Origin of the sequence: Kosakonia oryzae (genome assembly GCF_001658025.2) — a bacterium.
GTDB lineage: Bacteria > Pseudomonadota > Gammaproteobacteria > Enterobacterales > Enterobacteriaceae > Kosakonia > Kosakonia oryzae.
This window is the reverse complement of the sequence record NZ_CP014007.2, coordinates 2,848,224-2,866,154: the sequence shown is the minus strand read 5'-3', so window position 1 is coordinate 2,866,154 and position 17,931 is coordinate 2,848,224. Positions and strand designations below refer to the sequence as shown.

Below are 17,931 nucleotides of genomic sequence, written 5' to 3'. Positions count from 1 at the left end.
CGCCGCCAGGTAGCTCTGCTATACTCGCAGGCCATTTTTGGCCTGTGGGCAAGGGGTTAACGTGGCAACGGTGATGGGAAATGAGGTTCTGGAAGCGGTGCTTGCGCAGGTTCGTCCGCTGCTGGGACAAGGCAAGGTCGCCGATTATATTCCGGCGCTGGCCTCAATCAGCGGCAACAAGCTGGGCGTGGCGGTCAGCACCGTTAACGGCGAACATTTCCGCGCGGGAGATGCCGACGAGCGTTTCTCTATTCAGTCAATCTCTAAAGTGCTGAGTCTGGTGGTGGCGATGAACCACTACGCAGAAGAGGAGATCTGGCAGCGGGTGGGTAAAGATCCCTCCGGCCAGCCGTTTAATTCGCTGGTGCAGCTGGAGATGGAGCAGGGTAAACCGCGCAACCCGTTTATCAACGCCGGGGCGCTGGTGGTCTGCGACATGCTGCAAAGCCGACTCAGCGCGCCGCGCCAGCGGATGCTGGAAGTGGTGCGCAAGCTCTCCGGCGTGCCGGATATCGCCTATGACAGCGCGGTGGCCCGCTCCGAACTGGAACACTCGGCGCGCAATAACGCCATCGCCTGGCTGATGAAATCCTTCGGCAATTTCCACAACGATGTCCCGACGGTTTTACAGAACTATTTTCACTACTGCGCACTCAAAATGAGCTGTGCGGAACTGGCACAAACCTTCCTGTTTCTCGCCAATGGCGGCCATGCCGCGCATATTGAGTCCCCGGTGGTTTCCGCGCGGCAGGCGCGTCAGGTGAACGCGCTGATGGCGACCAGCGGCATGTATCAGAATGCCGGGGAATTTGCCTGGCGCGTCGGCTTACCGGCAAAATCAGGCGTGGGCGGCGGGATTGTGGCGGTTGTGCCGCAAGAGATGGTGATTGCCGTCTGGAGCCCGGAACTGGACGCAGCGGGAAACTCGCTGGCCGGTGTCGCCGTGCTGGAGGCGTTAACGCAAAAACTGGGGAGATCTGTGTACTGATGGCTGATTTAGCACCGCTGTTTGCGCGTCTGGGGCGTTCCACTTTTCGCTCCCGGTTTCGCCTGGGTGTGAAAGAGCGACAATATTGTGTGGATAAAGGTGCGGAAGTGATTGCCCGCCATGCGGCCGATTTCGTCGCGCAGCGGCTGTCACCCGCCGAACCGCAAAATGATGGCAAGCAGACACCCATGCGCGGCCATCCGGTATTTATTGCCCAGCACGCAACGGCTACCTGCTGTCGCGGCTGTCTGGAGAAGTGGCACCATATCGCGCGCGGTTACCCATTAACAGAAACGCAACAACAGTATATTGTTGACGTCATTTACCAGTGGCTGGTTATCCAGATGAATTCGCCGCGCTAAGTGCGATCGTGCCAGAGCGCCTCCCGCAGGAGGTAAACGATTCACCGAACGTGGCTCCTGCCAGTGATATGGATTGAGATTAGATGCGTGCATTTTTTTCAACCCCTTTCCGCCCGTTGCGGGAGGAGACTCCGCTCACTAACGCGGTAGTTATTTTTATCCTGACCACTCTGTTCTATTTTCTCGGCGCGATGATGCGCCTTGTCGAAGAGCTGTCGCTGTTCTGGCCGCTCAATGCCGTAATGGCCGGGGTGTTTGCCCGCTACGCTTTTCTCCACCGCTGGCATTACTACCTTATTAGCTATGCCGCAATGCTGGTTTACGATGCGATCACCACCAACTGGGGCATGGCGTCGCTGATCATCAACTTCTCAAACATGGTGTTTATCATCACCATGGCGCAGCTTATTGGCGCAAAACGCCGCCAGATGCTTAAGGCACCGGAGCCGGGCAGTGTACTGATGCTGTTTGGTTATTGCCTGCTGGCCGCGCTGTTGTGCGGTTTCGTCGGCGCGATAGGCTCGGTCGGCATTAACGGTCATGGGTTCTGGTCGTTGCTGGCCGACTGGTTTGGCGAGCAGTTTTCCACCGGCGTGCTGATCCTGCCGGGGGTGCTGACCATGAGCTGGCCGCGCCAGCCGCTGCAATTCTCCCTGCAACGGGGTATGCCGGTTGTCGCCGTTGTCGTCTCGGTGCTTGCGTCGGTGGCGATCGGCGGGGCGGGCAGCCTGGCGTTTCCCTTACCGGCGTTGATCTGGTGTGCGGTACGCTATTCCCTGCCGTTTACTTCGCTAATCACGCTGTTGACCGGCGGCGTGGAAATTATCCTCGTTTCCAGCAGCGTGATTGATATTTCGATCGGTTCGCCGATGGAGATCCCGCATATGCTCTCTGCGCGCCTGGGGATTGCCACCATGGCGATCTGTCCGGTGATTGTCTCCGTCAGCGTCGAAGCGATTAATCGCCTGATGCGCCAGGTCTCTCTGCGCGCGGACTTCGATTTTCTCACCCGCGTTTATTCACGCTCGGGCCTGTATGAAGCGCTGAACCACGATGACAAACGTTTTGCCGATAAGCACTTATCGGTGATGTTGCTGGATATCGACTATTTTAAAAGTGTGAATGACAGCTATGGCCATGAGTGCGGCGACCAGGTGCTGGCCTCCTTTGCGCAGCAGATTCAGAAGGTGTTGGGTCATCGCGGCGTGGTGGCGCGCATGGGCGGCGAAGAGTTTGTGGTGGTGGCGACCACCGTGGATGCGCAGGAGGGTGTACAACTGGCGGAAACGCTGCGCCTTTCTGTGGCGAATCATCCCTTTCAGTGGCGGCAGCAGACATTGCATTTGACGGTCAGTATTGGTATCAGCAGTGGCAAAACCGAAGCCTGGCAGTTAACGGAGAAGTTTAATGCGCTGCTGGCGGCCGCTGATGAAAATCTCTACCGCTCAAAAAAACAGGGAAGAAATCGCACGACCCAGAACGATGTTGCGGTGAAACCTTCCGTGACCGCGCCGGTGTAGCTGGATAATTAACGCTGTGCGCTGAGTCCGGACATTTGATGACAGAAGCAATTAATATCCTTAACTTATTAAATTGCTTGCTACTCATTTTTAAGGTTAATACTATTGACTCCTGTGCGTAGCGGAATGTAACGCGACATGATCGGGTCAGACAATTTGAATAAAAATGAGCGTGTTGCTGGCAGTGGTTTTGTCAGGCGAATGTATCTGATGCGTATTCTGGGAACACTATTGTGCTTTTTCCCTATTCTTTCCGTTCTGCTCGAATTACAGCGTCCGCTGTGGTGTATTCTCCTCCTCGCTGCGAATGCCTTTCTCTGGCCGACAATCGCTTTCCTGCGCGCGCGCAAAGCACATCTGCCGCTGCAAATTGAGCATCAGAACCTGGTGATCGATGCGGGCGCTGGCGGGTTGTGGATCGCGCTGATGGCGGTGAATCCACTGCCATCAGTGGTGATTGCCACCATTCTGCTGACCGATCGTTTATCGGCGGGCGGTTTTGTTCTGATGCGCAAAGCGGCGCTGGCGCTACTGGCCGTATTTATGCTGACCTGGATTGCGCTTGGTACCCCGTTCGATGTGCTGGTTACTCAGCGCACGATGTTCGCCACACTGCCGCTGATTGGCATTTATATGCTGGCACTCAGCGTGCTGACTGACAGCATTGCGGTGAAACTGCGGATAAAAAGCCGCGAGCTGGAGCGCATCGCGATGATGGATCCGCTGCTCGATATCGCTAACCGCCGCCTGCTGGAAAAGCGTATCCAGTATGAGCTGGACAAATTGCGCACCACGCCGGGTCACTCGTCGCTGATGTTTATCGATATTGACAACTTCAAAGAGGTGAATGACCGGTTTGGCCACAAAGTAGGCGATGCCCTGCTGGTGGCGGTGTCGAAGATTTTGCATATCGCCACCCGCAAAACAGATACGCCCGCGCGGCTGGGCGGCGATGAGTTTGTGATTCTCTTGCCGGACACGCCGCAGGAGGAGGCTCATGCCGTCGCAACGCGCATTATGGATGCGGCGGCTGTGATGACAGTTGTGCAGGAATATGCTTTTAAATGCACCTTAAGCATTGGCATTGCCAGCGCGCTGCCGGGCATGAATGACGTAACAGAGTGGTTAAAAGCGGCGGATGACGCGCTGTACCAGGCAAAAAGACTGGGTAAAAACCAGATCTACTCCCACTGACAAACGTGCTGAATAGGCTAAGCTTTACGCTGTATCCCGCGAATTGATCGACAGTTTTTTCTGTTTGCGGAAACGGCCCGAAAAAATGAAGAGATCGGCTTCCTATGCAAATACCTGCTACTCCCGTGGATGAAGAGCAACGTCTTGCTTCACTACACGATTCCGGACTGCTTGAAGGCGGCGTCACTGAGCGGCTTGACCGCTTGACCCGGCTGGCTAAACGCATGTTTAACGTGCAGGCCGCACTGATTACACTGCTGGACGAAGATACCCTGTATTTTAAATCCTGTGATGGTTACACCCGTGCAGAAACCTTACCCCGGAAAATTTCCTTCTGCGGTCACGCCATTTTGCACCCGGAACCGTTGGTCATCCCGGATAGCTCTCTTGATGAACGCTTTGCCGATAATCCGCTGGTTACCAGTGACAAACCGATCCGTTTTTATGCCGGGCATCCGCTGCGTCTGCCGGATGGCGCGGTGGTGGGGGCGTTTTGTCTGGTCGACAAAGTGCCGCGCGAATTAAGCAGTGCTGATCTGGATAGCCTGAAAGATTTCGCCACCATCGTCGAGGATGAATTCGCGGTGATGAGCGCGGCCACCACCGATGAACTTACCGGGTTGTTTAACCGCCGCGGTTTCGACAGCCTGGCGAAGTTTGCTATTTACGGCGCTCGCCGCCGGGCAGAGCCGTTAACGCTGGCGTGGATCGATCTGGATAATTTCAAAGAGATTAATGACACCTGGGGGCATGCCGAAGGCGATGAAGCGCTGAAAGCGATGTCTTCGGTGATGACCGCCAGCCTGCGTGAAGCCGATCTGCGGGTGCGTTATGGCGGTGACGAATTCGCTATTGTCTTTTCCGACACCGACGAGCAGGGCGCGTGGATCGCTATGCAACATCTGGTCGAACAGGTTGAGGCGTGGAATCAGACTTCCGGAAAAGCGTGGAAGCTGCACTTTTCCTGGGGCGTGAGCGAGTTTGATCACAACGGCAATGGCGAGCTGCACCCGTGGATAAAAGACGCGGATCAGAAAATGTACGCCATGAAAATACATAACAACCGCGCCCGTTAAACCTTCACAAAAAGCTGTTGCTGCGGCACGTATGTTGCGGGCAGACAAGTAAGAAAGTGGTTGTTTTATAAGGAAGTAAAATGACCACTTATCATTTTCACGCCATCACGCGCGAGACGCTCACTTCCCCTATTGATTCCCTTTGCGATGTGCCAGACACCGCCACCGGCGAACATTTCTACCCACAATCTGGCTGGCTATGCGCCGGCGAAATGCCTCGCTATGCACTGATTCGGGACGGAAATGTGACGGGTACGACAAATCTTTACAAGTTTATCTAATTTGGTCTAATAAGACGGCCCATTTTGATCAAAACAGGGTTTCATGGTCGAAAAGTCTGGTAAGTTATTACACCAATCTTCCAAGGTTGTATGACTAATCAAAAAGGAACCCACTGTGAACACTTTAAACCGTCGCAACTTTCCCGGCGCTGAATACCCTGAACGCATTATTCAGTTCGGCGAAGGGAATTTCTTGCGCGCTTTTGTTGACTGGCAAATCGATCTGCTGAACGAGCACACCGACCTTGACGCCGGTGTGGTGGTGGTTCGCCCGATCCAGAGTGATTTCCCGCCTTCTCTGAGTACGCAGGATGGCCTGTATACCACGATTATTCGCGGCCTGAACGAGCAGGGCGAAGCGGTGAGTGATGCGCGTCTTATCCGCTCTGTTAACCGCGAAATCAGTGTTTATGGTCAGTACGATGAGTTCCTGAAACTGGCACACAACCCGAATATCCGCTTTGTGTTCTCCAATACCACGGAAGCCGGTATCAGCTACCACGCGGGCGATAAATTCGACGATGCGCCGGCCGTCAGCTACCCGGCAAAACTGACCCGTCTGCTGTTCGAACGTTTCCGGTACTTCTCGGGCGCGGCCGATAAAGGTTGGGTGATCATTCCGTGTGAACTGATTGATTACAACGGTGATGCGCTGCGTGAACTGGTGCTGCGTTACGCGCAGGAGTGGGCGCTGGGCGCCGAGTTCATCCAGTGGCTGGATGCGGCGAACGATTTCTGCTCCACGCTGGTTGATCGCATCGTAACCGGTTATCCGCGTGATGAAGTGGCGAAACTGGAAGCTGAGCTGGGCTATCGCGACAGCTTCCTCGACACCGCCGAGCACTTCTATCTGTTTGTGATCCAGGGGCCGAAATCGCTGGCCTCCGAACTGCGTCTCGACAAACTGCCGCTTAACGTTCTGATTGTTGACGACATTAAGCCGTACAAAGAGCGTAAAGTGGCGATTCTCAACGGCGCGCATACCGCGCTGGTACCGGTGGCATTCCAGGCCGGTCTGGATACCGTCGGCGAAGCGATGAACGACAGCGAAATCTGCGCGTTTGTTGAAAAAGCGATTTATGAAGAGATCATTCCGGTGCTTGATCTGCCACGCGATGAGCTGGAATCGTTCGCCAGCGCCGTGACCGGGCGTTTCCGCAACCCGTATATCAAGCATCAGTTGCTGTCGATTGCGCTGAACGGTATGACCAAATTCCGTACCCGTATTCTGCCGCAGTTGCTGGCAGGGCAGAAAGCGACCGGCAAACTGCCTGCGCGTCTGACGTTCGCCCTTGCCGCGCTGATTGCCTTCTACCGCGCTGAGCGTAACGGCCAGCCGTATCCGGTACAGGATGATGCACACTGGATCGAACGCTACCAGCAGTTGTGGAGCCAGCATGGCGATCGCCAGATCAGCACCAGCGAACTGGTGAAAGCCGTGTTGTCCGTCAGCGAACACTGGGAACAGGATTTGAGCAAAATCGCAGGCCTGGTGGAACAGGTGTCGCTGGATCTGGATGCGATTCTGCTGCGTGGCATGCGTGAAGCGGTAAAACCGCTGTGTTAAGCGGCAAAGTTTGAACAGGAAAACCCGGCTGCGGCCGGGTTTTTTATGGCGAATATTTTGCGTTCATTTTAGTTACAACATACCTATATAGAGTTGTATAACAGGTTTCAGTAACTTCTGTGCCAGTTATCGTCGGCCAGATCGCTTTTTCGTCACAATTCCTTAGCAAACTTGCAACTGTGATTGCGATCACGTTTAATAGCGCAGCGCTTCCATTTACCTGCAACTACATAATGATCGTTCGACCACAACAACACTGGCTTCCCCGTCTTTTCGTCTGGCACGGTTCGGTTCTGCCGAAAATCAGTTCACGCCTGTTCATGAACTTCCTGCTCTCCATCGTCGTCGTGCTGATGCTTCCCTGGTATACCTCGCTGGGCATTAAACTGACCGTTGCGCCATTCAGCATTCTGGGCGTGGCGATCGCTATCTTCCTCGGCTTTCGTAATAACGCCTGTTATGCGCGCTACAGCGAAGCGCGTTTACTGTGGGGACAATTGATGATTGCCTCGCGCTCATTGCTGCGGGAAGTGAAAACCACGCTACCGAATGAAGCCGATATCACGCACTTTATTCGTCTTCAGGTGGCTTTTGCCCACAGCCTGCGCATGACGCTGCGGCGTAAACCGCAAGCGGAAACGCTGGCGAAATATTTAACGGCTCAAGAGTTGCAGGTGGTGCTGGAGGCGCATTCGCCCGCGAACCGCATCCTGTTGATCATGGCGGAGTGGCTGTGCGAGCGTCGAGCGCAGGGGGCGCTTTCCGACATCTTATTCCAGAGCATTACGCAGCGGCTGCATGATATGTCGGTGGTGCTTTCCGGCTGCGAGCGCATTTTTACCACGCCGCTGCCTTTTGCTTACTCGCTGATTCTGCACCGCACGGTCTATCTGTTCTGCATTATGTTGCCGTTTGCGCTGGTGGTGGATTTGCACTACATGACGCCGTTTGTTTCTGTGCTGATCTCTTACACATTTATCTCGCTGGATACGCTGGCAGAAGAGCTGGAAGAGCCGTTTGGCGTCGAGGATAACGATCTGCCGCTGGATGCGATTTGCAATGCTATCGAGATCGATCTGCTGCAGATGCAGGGCGAAAAAACGTTACCGCACAAAATGACCGCAGACAAAAACTATCAGCTAACCTAAACTTTAGGACGTGAGAGTAAGACACATTACGCATTTTTCGCTTTAATGACATTACTCAGCATAAAGAGGGACGCGCGATGGAAAACTCAGACAGAACGATATCGCTGGCCGTAATGTTGGTTGTCAGCTTATCTCTTCTCGCTACGGCGTGGGATCTCTCCTTTGTTAGTAGCTTGCCCTGAACTTCTACTGCCCGCCAAGCAGCGCCCGCGTTTCTTTCGCCGGGCGCTGCAATAACGCTTCTGCTTCCGTATACGAACGCACATTGGTATAGCCAATAATCAGGCCGTAGCGCTTGCTGGTCTGGTTATACCAGCGCGACAGCGGGCTGACCTGTAATTCATGCCGCTGCCAGATCTCCGCCAGCGCCACATCCTGCGTGCTGGTGCGTAAAAACGCGATAATATGCATGCCGCCATCGCTGACTTCCACGCTGAACAAGTGCGGGTAAATGTTCTCCAGTGCGGTCAATACATGCTTTCTGCGCTGCGAGTAGAGCGTGCGCATTTTTTTCAGATGTTGATAAAAGTGGCCTTCGCCAAGAAAGGCGGCGAGAATTTTTTGTGTCAGTACCGGCTGGCCGCTTTCGGTCAGCGCAGCGGTTTCATGGAAACGGGCGAGCGCGGCGCGGGGTAACACAAGGTAACTGATGCGCAGGGCGGGCATCACCGTCTTGCTGAATGTCCCCATATAGATGACCCGATCATCACTATCAAGGCTCTTCAGCGCCGGCAGAACTTTCCGGGTGTAGTGAAACTCACCGTCATAATCATCTTCGACGATCCAACTCTCATTCTGGCTGGCCCACGTCAGCAACTGGTGTTTGCGCGGCAGCGACAGCGTGACAGCAAGCGGGCTTTGATGTGACGGTGTCACAAATAGCAGGCGGGCATCAGGGTGATAACGCTGTAAATAATCGACATTCATGCCTTGATCGTCGACCGGCACAAAGTGCAGGTTGGCGGCGGCGCGTTTCAGCGCCTGCTGACCAAAAAAGTAACCGGGATCTTCGAACAGCACTTTGTCACGGTCTGTCACCAGCGTATTGAGAATTAAGCGCAGGTTATTGCTGTAACCGCTGGTAATAAACACTTGCTCTGCGGTGCAGGATAACCCGCGCGAGACATTCACATAATGGGCGATGGCTTCACGCAGTGGCGCATAGCCCGCCAGCGGGGGATTGGTCATCTCCAGCGGCTGCATGGAGCGCACCGCTTTGCCGCACAGCAGCAGCCATTTCTTGTAGGGAAAGGCATCCAGCGACGGAATGCCGAGGCGCAAAAATCCTTGCTGGTCGCGCAGCACGTCCATCATGGCGGTCGGTTTTTCTGCGACAACGGGTTGTTTCGAAGCCGGTTTCTGCGCCGGCAGAATCAGATCCGGGTTCACCCGCGTACCGCGCGCACCCTGGCTGATAAGGTAACCTTCGCCGACCAGAATCGCCCACGCGGTTTCGACGGTTTTACGCGCCACGCCTAACTCGCTGGCCAGCACACGCACGGAGGGCACTTTGTCGCCAGGCTTCAGTAACCCGCTAACAATGCTGTGGCGATACTGCTCATAAATGCTCTTATAGCCCGGTTTCATGTCCTACCTTTATTTCTGGTTTTTGCATCTTTTTACTATGGCATAAGGCAGTAATATAACCCCGGTCGAACAACTCCACGAGGCAAAAAACATGAGCACCCGCATCAATCTTTTCCAGACCGTTCCGGCGTTGATCAAAACCCTGTCCGATGCCAGCCAGGCGTCACATAGCAGCAGCCTGGATATCACCCTCAAAAATCTGGTCGATATTCGGGCATCGCAGCTCAACGGCTGCGCATTTTGTCTGGATATGCATGTGAAACAGGCCAAACTGCACGGTGAGCGCGAACTGCGTCTTTACCATGTGGCCATCTGGCGCGAGTCGCCGCTGTTCACCGCAAAAGAGAAAGCGGCGCTGGCGCTGAGCGAAGCGTTAACTCAGCCCGATGTCGATGGCGTACCGGATGCGCTGTACCGCGAAGCGCGCGAGCATTTCAGTGAGGTGGAACTGTCTGAACTGACATTTGCCATTGCCATTATCAATGCCTGGAATCGCCTGATGATTGCATCACGCACGCTGCCGGGCGCGCTGGATAAGGCCTACGGCCTGGATCGTGCGCATCTGGAGTGATCAACCCGCCCGGGCAAAGTCGATAAACGCCCGTAATCCCTCCGGGATATGGCGATGTCCGGGATAGTAAAGACACAGCCCCTGAAACGGCTGTGTCCAGTCATCCAGCACACTCACCAGCCGTCCGGCGCGTAAATCCTCTTCAATATAAAACCCCGGCAGAAAGCCGACGCCCAGCCCGGCGCGAACGGCCGTAAGCGAGGTAAAAAAATCGGAGGTGGCAAGCCTGGGGGGGATCGCGAGGGCGTAGTGCTGCCCGTGGCGTGACAGCTCCCAGCGATAAATCCCGCCGTTTGCCATGCGCATGCAAATGCCCTGATGTTGATAAAGATCATCCGGCGTCTGCGGCGTACCGTGCGTAGCGAACCACTCTGGCGTCGCCACTATCTGCATACGGATATCCGGCATTAGCGGAACAGCAATCATATCCTGCGGGACGGATTCACCAAGGCGAATACCGGCATCGTAACCCTCCGCCACAATATCAATCATCCGTGCTTCGCTGGTGATTTCGAGGCGCATCAGCGGATAGCGGGCAAGAAAACGCACCACAATCTGATCGAGAAAAAGCTGGCCAGCGGACTGCGGTATATTGATGCGCAGCGTGCCGGAGGGTTCCGCCGGAAGACTGTGGATCTCATCGGCCGCCTGCTGAATTTCACGCAGCGCCGGGCCAACCCGTGCCACAAAGCGCTCTCCGGCTTCGGTCAACGCCACACTGCGGGTGGTGCGATGAAAAAGCCGCACATTTAAGCGGCTCTCCAGACCGGCAATAGCGTTACTTACCGCCGTTGGCGACATACTCAGCGCCTGTGCCGCCGCGCGAAAATTGCCGAGGCGCATCACCGCCATCACCACTTCCAGCTCAATTAACCCTGAACGATGCATAGATTATCCCGAATTTCGAAACAACCCATGCAGGATAGCGTGGATTATCTGCGCGATAAAGCTGTGCCACACTGAGCCCCTTGTCCTGAAGGAGGTGCAGATGCAGCGGGTAGAACAAATTTCGATTAACGGCGAATGGGTCACGCCGCAGGGTACTGAGCTATTCGACCTGTTTAACCCGGCGACGGGCGAGGTGATTGGTCAGGTGCGTCTGGCCAATGAAGAGGATACGCGGCGGGCGATAGCGGCGGCAAAAGCGGCATTTGCTGGCTGGTCCGCCACGACCGTGGATGAGCGTGTAGCGGCGCTGACGCGGATGCGCGATGCGCTGGCCGCCAGTGAGCAGGTGCTGTTGCAGGCGATCGTCATGGAATATGGCGCGCCGGAAACCCGCGCCGTCTGGATGGCTCGCTACCCGGTCGCGGTAATTGATGAGGCGATTTCTGCGTTAAAAGCCTTTACGTTTCGCTCGCAGATCGGTCTGGCGCAGGTGGAGATGACGCCGCTGGGCGTGGCCGGGCTTATCACGCCGTGGAACAGCAACGCCGGATTTATCTGTGGCAAACTGGCCGCCGCGCTGGCGGCAGGCTGTACGGCGGTTGTCAAACCGAGTGAGATGAGCGCGCTGCAAACGCAGGTGGTGATCAATGCGCTGCATCAGGCGGCGCTGCCGCCGGGCGTATTTAATATTGTCACCGGGCGGGGCGACGTGGTCGGCGAGGAGATCAGCCGTCATCCGGATGTGGCGAAAATCTCGTTTACAGGCTCTACCGCGACCGGAAAAGCGATTCTGCGCAACGCTGCGGAGAGTTTTAAACGCGTAACGCTGGAGTTGGGCGGTAAATCGCCGACGATTATTCTTGATGACGCCAACTTAGCGACAGCCGTGCCGCTGGCGATCCAGGCCGGATTGATGAACAGCGGCCAGGCCTGTATCGCCGGAACGCGGATTCTGGTTCCACTCTCGCACAAAGCCGAGTGCGAAGCCGCGCTGGCGAAGGCGATGGCGGCGGTGAAGGTGGGCGATCCGCGCGATCCGGCAACCACCGTCGGGCCGATGGTCAGCGAAAAGCAGTGGCAGCGCGTGCAATCTTATATTCGTCTCGGCGTGCAGGAGGGCGCACGGTTGCTGGCAGGTGGTGAAGGGCGGCCGGAAAACAGCGGGCAAGGGTGGTTTGTCCGGCCAACGCTGTTTGCCGATGTGCGAAACGAAATGCGCATCGCACGGGAAGAGATTTTCGGGCCGGTGCTGACGGTGATGAGCTACCGGGATGAGGCGGAGGCGGTGGCTATCGCTAATGATACGGAATACGGCTTAAGCGCGCTGGTGCTGGGAGAAGAGGGTGAACGGGCGCAGCGCGTGGCGGCAAAAATCCATGCGGGCCGTGTGCAGGTCAATACGTTGGCACATGAACCGCGCGCGCCGTTTGGTGGCTTTAAGCATTCAGGCATCGGGCGGGAGATGGGAGCGTGGGGGCTGTCGGCGTTTATGGAGCCTAAAGCGATCATCAGTGAATAGCAGGCCCGGCGGGCGGGCCTGCAAGCGGTTTTAGCGTGCCAACTGGAAATAACGCACGGAATCGCGCAGGACTTCGCTCTGCTCGGTCATCGACTGCGCGGCAACGGCGGCCTGTTCCACCAGCGCGGCGTTCTGCTGAGTTACCTGATCCATCTGGTCGATGGCGACGCTGATCTCTTTAATGCCCTGATGCTGTTCGGTAGAGGCGGCCGAAATCTCCGCAACGATATCCGTCACCTTGTTCACCGAGGTGACAATCTCTTCCATCGCCCGGCTGGCCGTGTCGGCGTAGCGCGAGCCGTCGGTGATTTTCTCCACCGTTCCTTCGATCAGTTGCTTGATCTCTTTTGCGGACTCGGCGCTTTTCTGCGCCAGGTTGCGCACTTCACCGGCGACCACGGCAAAGCCTTTACCCTGTTCTCCGGCGCGGGCGGCTTCAACGGCGGCGTTCAGCGCCAGAATGTTGGTCTGGAAAGCGATACCTTCAATCACGGAAATAATGTCGACAATTTTCTGCGAGCTGGCTGAAATTTCATGCATACGTTTCAGCATGTCATCCACTTCTTTCCCGCCTTTGACGGCGGTTTGCGACGTCTGACGGGCCAGGTCGCTCGCTTTACGGGCGTTTTCTGCGTTGCTCTTCACGTTCTCCGTAATTTGCTGCATGTTCGACGACGTTTGCACCAGAGACGCGGCCTGTTCTTCGGTGCGCTGCGACAGATCGTTGTTGCCTTCGGAGATTTCGCTGGCGGCGTGGGAAATAGATTCACTGCCGTCGATAATGCCGTTAATGATCCCGGCCAATCGGGCATTCATAAAGTTGATGGTTGCCAGCAGACTCTGGGTATCGTTGTCGCGCAGTTTGACCTGCGTACCCAGATTCCCTGCGGCGATTTCTTTCATGATCGACACCGCATAAGCCGGTTCACCGCCAAGCTGGCGCGCCAGGTTACGCGAGATAAACAGGGCAATCACGCCGGTTGCAATCAGCGCCAGCAGCAGTAAACCGCTCAGTATATAGATCGCCTGTTTATAAGCCGCCTGCGAGGCTTCACCGGCGTCATTGCCCAGCGCGACTTCCATATCGACCAGCGTAGCCAGGTCTTTCATCAACTGCGTACGGTATTTCGCCGACACCGCGCCGCTGATTTTAGCGGCTTCTGCGGCGTTGCCGCTTTTCATCTCTTCGATAACTTTGGCGTTCACATCGATAAAGTTTTTAAAGTTATCGACCACCGTGGTGAAGAGGGCGCGCATCTCTTGTGGATCGTGCGCGGAGATATTGGCGTAAGCCTGCTGCGCGCGCAGGAATGTTTCCTGATTTTGCAGCAATTCGCCGCGATGCTGCTCCAGCGATTCCGGTGTTGTAGAAGCGATGTACTGCACCTGCTGCAAGCGCATTTCAGCTAAGACGCCACGCATTTCAAGGGTATAGCGCACGCCCGGCATGCGGTTTTTACGGAACTGATCAATGTGATCGTTGCTCATATTGAGCTGATAAATGGACACAACGCCCAACAGCAACATCATGACAATAAGGATGGAGAAACCGATAAGCAATTTAGTCAATACGGTGGCTTGTGATAATTTTTTCATAATTCAACGCTGTGTAAAGGAAGATAGTATTAATAACGGCAGCTTTTAGGATTTTATTGATTTATTTATCTGATCAATATCACAATTTACTGAGGTAATTGTGCAAAAGCCCACATCACAAAGCGTAATTTAGGATAAAACTATTTATGGCGGTTAATAATGTAAATGATTTGTATTCGTGCAGATTGAAATAATGTTTCACATGAGCGGATCATGCGGAAGAAGATTATTTTCTGCACGCTGAAGAAAGAGGGTGAAAATTAATGCGACAGGCTTAATGGCAGTTCATCTGCCCATTTTGTCGCCTGGTTCATTAACTCTGCGACGGCGGAATTGGGCAGGCCAATTTCGTGGCTGATATCGCTGGCTTCTTCCCATCTTCTCAGTTCGAAAAGACGCGCAAGTTGCACAAACGGATAGAGCTTACCGCTCTCTTTTTCCAGCGCGGTTGCGACTTCCGGCGACACGGCGATTTGCCCCATTAACTCTTCGAGCGGCAAACCGAGAATCACATCCAGCAGTGAAAACAGGCCGACCATAAAGGCATCATTGCTGAGACGGGAGGCGGAAGTCCGTTCTGCAACCAGCTCGCAGAATTTAGCGCGGATCAGGCTCAGATAATAAATTTCCGTATTGGTCACGTTGTCGAAGGAGGTCAGACAGGCCATCAACACAAAGCGGCGCATTTCATTAATGCCAAGATAAACAACAATATCGCGCAGCGACTGGCTACGGAAACCGCTCACGCCACGGGTGTTATAAAGAATATTTTGCGCATAGCGCATAATTTTAAACGACAACGTGACATCGCGTTTTAACAGTTCTTCAATCTTATTAAGATTTGGCGATTCAACGTTCACTTCCTGCATTAATTTCAGGGCAAAAGCCTGGTTCTGTACCAGTTTATTCCGTTTGGTAACGACCGGCTTGCTGAAAAAATAACCCTGAAAAAGATGAAACCCCAATTTTTTATAGGATTCAAATTCATCATAGGTTTCTACTTTTTCTGCCAGTAATACGGCATGACGCAACGCCTCGCGGTTACTGCGAATATAATGGCCGATTTCCTCGTACGGGCTTCTCCTTATATCAAATTTAATCACGTCGACATACGGAATAAAGGCATCCCATTCGTTACCGGGACTGAAATCATCCAGCGCGACGCGAAAGCCGAGGGTATGCATACGTTTTACCGCTTCCAGCAATGAGTGATCCGGGCTGGCATCTTCGAGTATTTCAATCACCACGCGGTTCTTGGGTAGGGTCTCCGCCAGCCCCTGAACCAGCAACTGATAGGGGAAATTGACATATACGGTACTGTGGTCATTTTTACGCCCCAGCGGAGCGCTAAGAAATTGCTCTTCAATCAACTGCGTAGTGGCCTGCTCGGCGGAAACGTCCGGGAACCGGTTATCCATACTGTTCCTGAAGAGCAGTTCGTAACCGACGGTATTCAATTGGTTATCAAAAATCGCCTGTCTGGCTACAAAAGAGTACATTTGCCACCTCGCGCGCCTGCGTACTTCTTATCTTCGTTACGCAACTATATAAGTAACATTAACATCACGGCTACATGATCCCTGTGATTGTTGCGGGATATTTCACCTTCAACGTTAAAAAATATAGGGCAACAAATAAGAAATGCACGGCAGAAGTGGCCCGTTTCACTTAAGGTTAGCGGGCCGCGTGAAATATTTTCAGGAAGGGGCAAAACAGAATGCGCGTTCGCAGCAGGCGTCGCAACTTGGGGAACGGCAAATAAGTTCGCCAGCAGAATGCAGGCAGCGCTGACGATAAAAAAACTTTTTCCAGCGCATATTTTCGCTGTTCATTTCCACCAGCAGAGGAAAACAGTCGCTCATTAATTCGCGCAACTCCTGGCGCGAGCTTAGCCCCAGATCCTGCCACAGGTGATTAAATGCCAGGGAAACACTGGCGATAATGTTGTGCATCGGCGCCGCGCCTGGCGCCATATAGCCCGCCAGCCACTGCGCCAGTTGTTGCTGTTCGTCGCTACGGGTGGCATTCAGCTCGCTCATCAGCTTTTGCCGCAACAAACAATCGGCGGGCATCGGCTGCGTAGGGGGATCGAACTGCGCCTGCAGGGCGTCCCATTCGGTTGCCCGCAAGCCCATCATCAGCGGATAACAGCCTTCGCCGTGTGCATAGAGCCACAGCAAACGCCGCAGCCAGTCGTGAACAGACATCATGCTACCCCCTGTGACGCGGGATCGGGCTGCGCATTTTTCCGCCACTGCTGCCACCAGCCGGTCAGCGCCTCGTTAACCGGCTGCCAGGCGTGATCGACACAGGGTTGAATGCCGCGCGCTTCCAGCTTTTGCCACGGCGCGTAGCCGATACGGGCGCAAAACACCGCTTTCACATCGGCCAGCAGATCGAGAACTGCGGCCATCCGCGCCTCGCTGTCCTGCGGTTCACAGTTGTCGCTTCCCTGACAAAATTTCGGCGTAAAACGCTCGTTGACCAGCACCGCGCCCGCCGCCGACAGGCTGTAAATGCGAAAGCGATCGGCATGACCAAAGTGGCAATCAATCGCATCGCCACGCGTGGAGGCGACCGCCACCAGGCAGGCATCCGGCTCTTCCGATTCGCCGCGCGTGGCAATGCTGGCATGCAACTGCGCCCGGCGGTAAAGCGTTGGCAACCATGGCTGCGGCGACTCGTCAACCGGCGTCAGGGCAAACTGCTGGCTGCGATCTTCGCCGAGCATGCCAATCGCGTCAGCGCGGCACTGCTGGCAGTGCGTCATCTGCGGCATCACCTCGCCGCAACGCTCGCGTACCTGGGCTACCATCTGCGCATCCGGCTCCGGCTGGCCGTTCAGGCCGAACACCGTACCGTGCTCCGGGCGGGCGATCAGCGGCATAATATTGTGAATAAAGGCACCGCTGGCACGCAGTTCACGGCTGACATCGCTGAGGACGCCATCATTAATGCCGGGGATCAATACCGAGTTGATCTTCACCAGTACGCCTTTCGCCGTCAGGCGACGCACGCCTTCAAGCTGGCGGGCAATCAGAATCTCACCGGCCTCACGCCCGCTGTAGCGTTCTCCGTCGAGCCACAGCCAGGCGTAAATTTGCGCCGCGATATCGGCATCCAGCGTATTGATCGTCACCGTGACATGATCAACGCCAACATTCACCAGCCGCTCTACCGCATCCGGTAACATCAGCCCGTTGGTGGAGAGGCAAAGTTTCAGGTCGGGAAGCTGTTCGCGCACCATTTCCAGGGTGGTGAATGTGCGCTGAATATTGGCCAGCGGGTCGCCAGGCCCGGCGATGCCCACCACGGATAATTGCGGGATCGCCGCGGCCACATGGCGCACTTTGGCTACCGCCTGTTCCGGCGTCAGCAGCGATGACGAGACGCCGGGGCGCGATTCATTACTGCAATCAAATTTGCGGTTGCAATAGTTACATTGCAGGTTACAGGCAGGCGCGACCGGCAGATGCATACGGGCATAGCGGTGATGACCGTTTTGCGAGTAGCAGGGGTGCGACGCCACCTTACCGGCAACGACATCAGATAAAGGTTCGCGCTGCCCGGTGTGACAGCGTGAACCACCAGCGGCGGATAAGCAGGAAGTCATGGGCGTACCTTGGTTGTGTGG

The 17,931-nt window shown here is 55.1% G+C and carries 16 protein-coding genes; 10 read left to right on the top strand and 6 right to left on the bottom strand.

Annotation, left to right across the window (positions count from 1 at the left end; all coding sequences use genetic code 11):
* The first annotated feature begins 61 nt into the window (after positions 1-61).
* The 8 genes from glsB (at position 62) to AWR26_RS13585 (ending at position 8,136) form a co-directional block, all read left to right on the top strand.
* Positions 62-988: a glutaminase B gene (gene glsB, locus AWR26_RS13620; protein WP_064566599.1), complete on the top strand. Its 927-nt coding sequence runs from the start codon at positions 62-64 to the stop codon at positions 986-988.
* Complete coding sequence (locus AWR26_RS13615) at positions 988-1,350, top strand: DUF4186 domain-containing protein (RefSeq protein ID WP_043953605.1); 363 nt, start codon at positions 988-990, stop codon at positions 1,348-1,350. Before glsB ends, AWR26_RS13615 begins: the two co-directional genes overlap by 1 nt.
* Positions 1,351-1,433: 83 nt before the next feature.
* Positions 1,434-2,870 (top strand): GGDEF domain-containing protein, encoded by a 1,437-nt coding sequence (locus tag AWR26_RS13610; RefSeq protein WP_064566597.1) that lies wholly within the window; start codon positions 1,434-1,436, stop codon positions 2,868-2,870.
* Positions 2,871-3,071: 201 nt separating this feature from the next.
* The gene (locus tag AWR26_RS13605) at positions 3,072-4,064 is read left to right on the top strand and encodes a sensor domain-containing diguanylate cyclase (protein ID WP_064566595.1); all 993 of its coding nucleotides are present in this window, start codon (positions 3,072-3,074) and stop codon (positions 4,062-4,064) included.
* Between the two features lie 104 nt (positions 4,065-4,168).
* Positions 4,169-5,140, top strand: coding sequence for a sensor domain-containing diguanylate cyclase (locus AWR26_RS13600; RefSeq protein WP_064566593.1), 972 nt, complete (start codon positions 4,169-4,171; stop codon positions 5,138-5,140).
* Between the two features lie 80 nt (positions 5,141-5,220).
* Complete coding sequence (locus tag AWR26_RS13595) at positions 5,221-5,421, top strand: hypothetical protein (protein ID WP_064566591.1); 201 nt, start codon at positions 5,221-5,223, stop codon at positions 5,419-5,421.
* Positions 5,422-5,536: 115 nt separating this feature from the next.
* Positions 5,537-6,988, top strand: coding sequence for a tagaturonate reductase (locus AWR26_RS13590; protein ID WP_064566590.1), 1,452 nt, complete (start codon positions 5,537-5,539; stop codon positions 6,986-6,988).
* A gap of 233 nt (positions 6,989-7,221) precedes the next feature.
* Positions 7,222-8,136 (top strand): bestrophin family protein, encoded by a 915-nt coding sequence (locus AWR26_RS13585; protein WP_064566588.1) that lies wholly within the window; start codon positions 7,222-7,224, stop codon positions 8,134-8,136.
* Between the two features lie 186 nt (positions 8,137-8,322).
* On the opposite strand, the gene pdxR is transcribed toward AWR26_RS13585, so the two are convergent.
* A complete protein-coding gene (gene pdxR / locus AWR26_RS13580) occupies positions 8,323-9,723 on the bottom strand; it encodes a MocR-like pyridoxine biosynthesis transcription factor PdxR (protein WP_064566586.1) in 1,401 nt (466 codons plus the stop codon).
* A gap of 91 nt (positions 9,724-9,814) precedes the next feature.
* Between pdxR and AWR26_RS13575 the strand changes: the two genes are divergently transcribed.
* Positions 9,815-10,294, top strand: a complete 480-nt coding sequence (locus AWR26_RS13575; RefSeq protein ID WP_064566584.1) for a carboxymuconolactone decarboxylase family protein — start codon at positions 9,815-9,817, stop codon at positions 10,292-10,294.
* On the opposite strand, the gene AWR26_RS13570 is transcribed toward AWR26_RS13575, so the two are convergent.
* Positions 10,295-11,182, bottom strand: a complete 888-nt coding sequence (locus AWR26_RS13570; RefSeq protein WP_064566581.1) for a LysR family transcriptional regulator — start codon at positions 11,180-11,182, stop codon at positions 10,295-10,297. It abuts the gene before it with no gap.
* 100 nt (positions 11,183-11,282) lie between these two features.
* On the opposite strand from AWR26_RS13570, the gene AWR26_RS13565 reads away from it, so the two are divergent.
* Positions 11,283-12,701, top strand: a complete 1,419-nt coding sequence (locus AWR26_RS13565; RefSeq protein WP_064566579.1) for an aldehyde dehydrogenase family protein — start codon at positions 11,283-11,285, stop codon at positions 12,699-12,701.
* A gap of 30 nt (positions 12,702-12,731) precedes the next feature.
* On the opposite strand, the gene AWR26_RS13560 is transcribed toward AWR26_RS13565, so the two are convergent.
* From AWR26_RS13560 to nifB, 4 genes are all read right to left on the bottom strand, one after another.
* The gene (locus AWR26_RS13560) at positions 12,732-14,297 is read right to left on the bottom strand and encodes a methyl-accepting chemotaxis protein (protein ID WP_064566578.1); all 1,566 of its coding nucleotides are present in this window, start codon (positions 14,295-14,297) and stop codon (positions 12,732-12,734) included.
* A 260-nt stretch (positions 14,298-14,557) separates the two neighbouring features.
* Entirely contained in the window at positions 14,558-15,796 is a 1,239-nt protein-coding gene (locus AWR26_RS13555; protein WP_064566576.1) for an EAL and HDOD domain-containing protein, read from the bottom strand.
* 198 nt (positions 15,797-15,994) lie between these two features.
* Positions 15,995-16,504 (bottom strand): nitrogen fixation protein NifQ, encoded by a 510-nt coding sequence (locus AWR26_RS13550; protein WP_043956870.1) that lies wholly within the window; start codon positions 16,502-16,504, stop codon positions 15,995-15,997.
* Entirely contained in the window at positions 16,504-17,910 is a 1,407-nt protein-coding gene (gene nifB, locus AWR26_RS13545) for a nitrogenase cofactor biosynthesis protein NifB (RefSeq protein ID WP_064566575.1), read from the bottom strand. Before nifB ends, AWR26_RS13550 begins: the two co-directional genes overlap by 1 nt.
* Between the last annotated feature and the right edge of the window lie 21 nt (positions 17,911-17,931).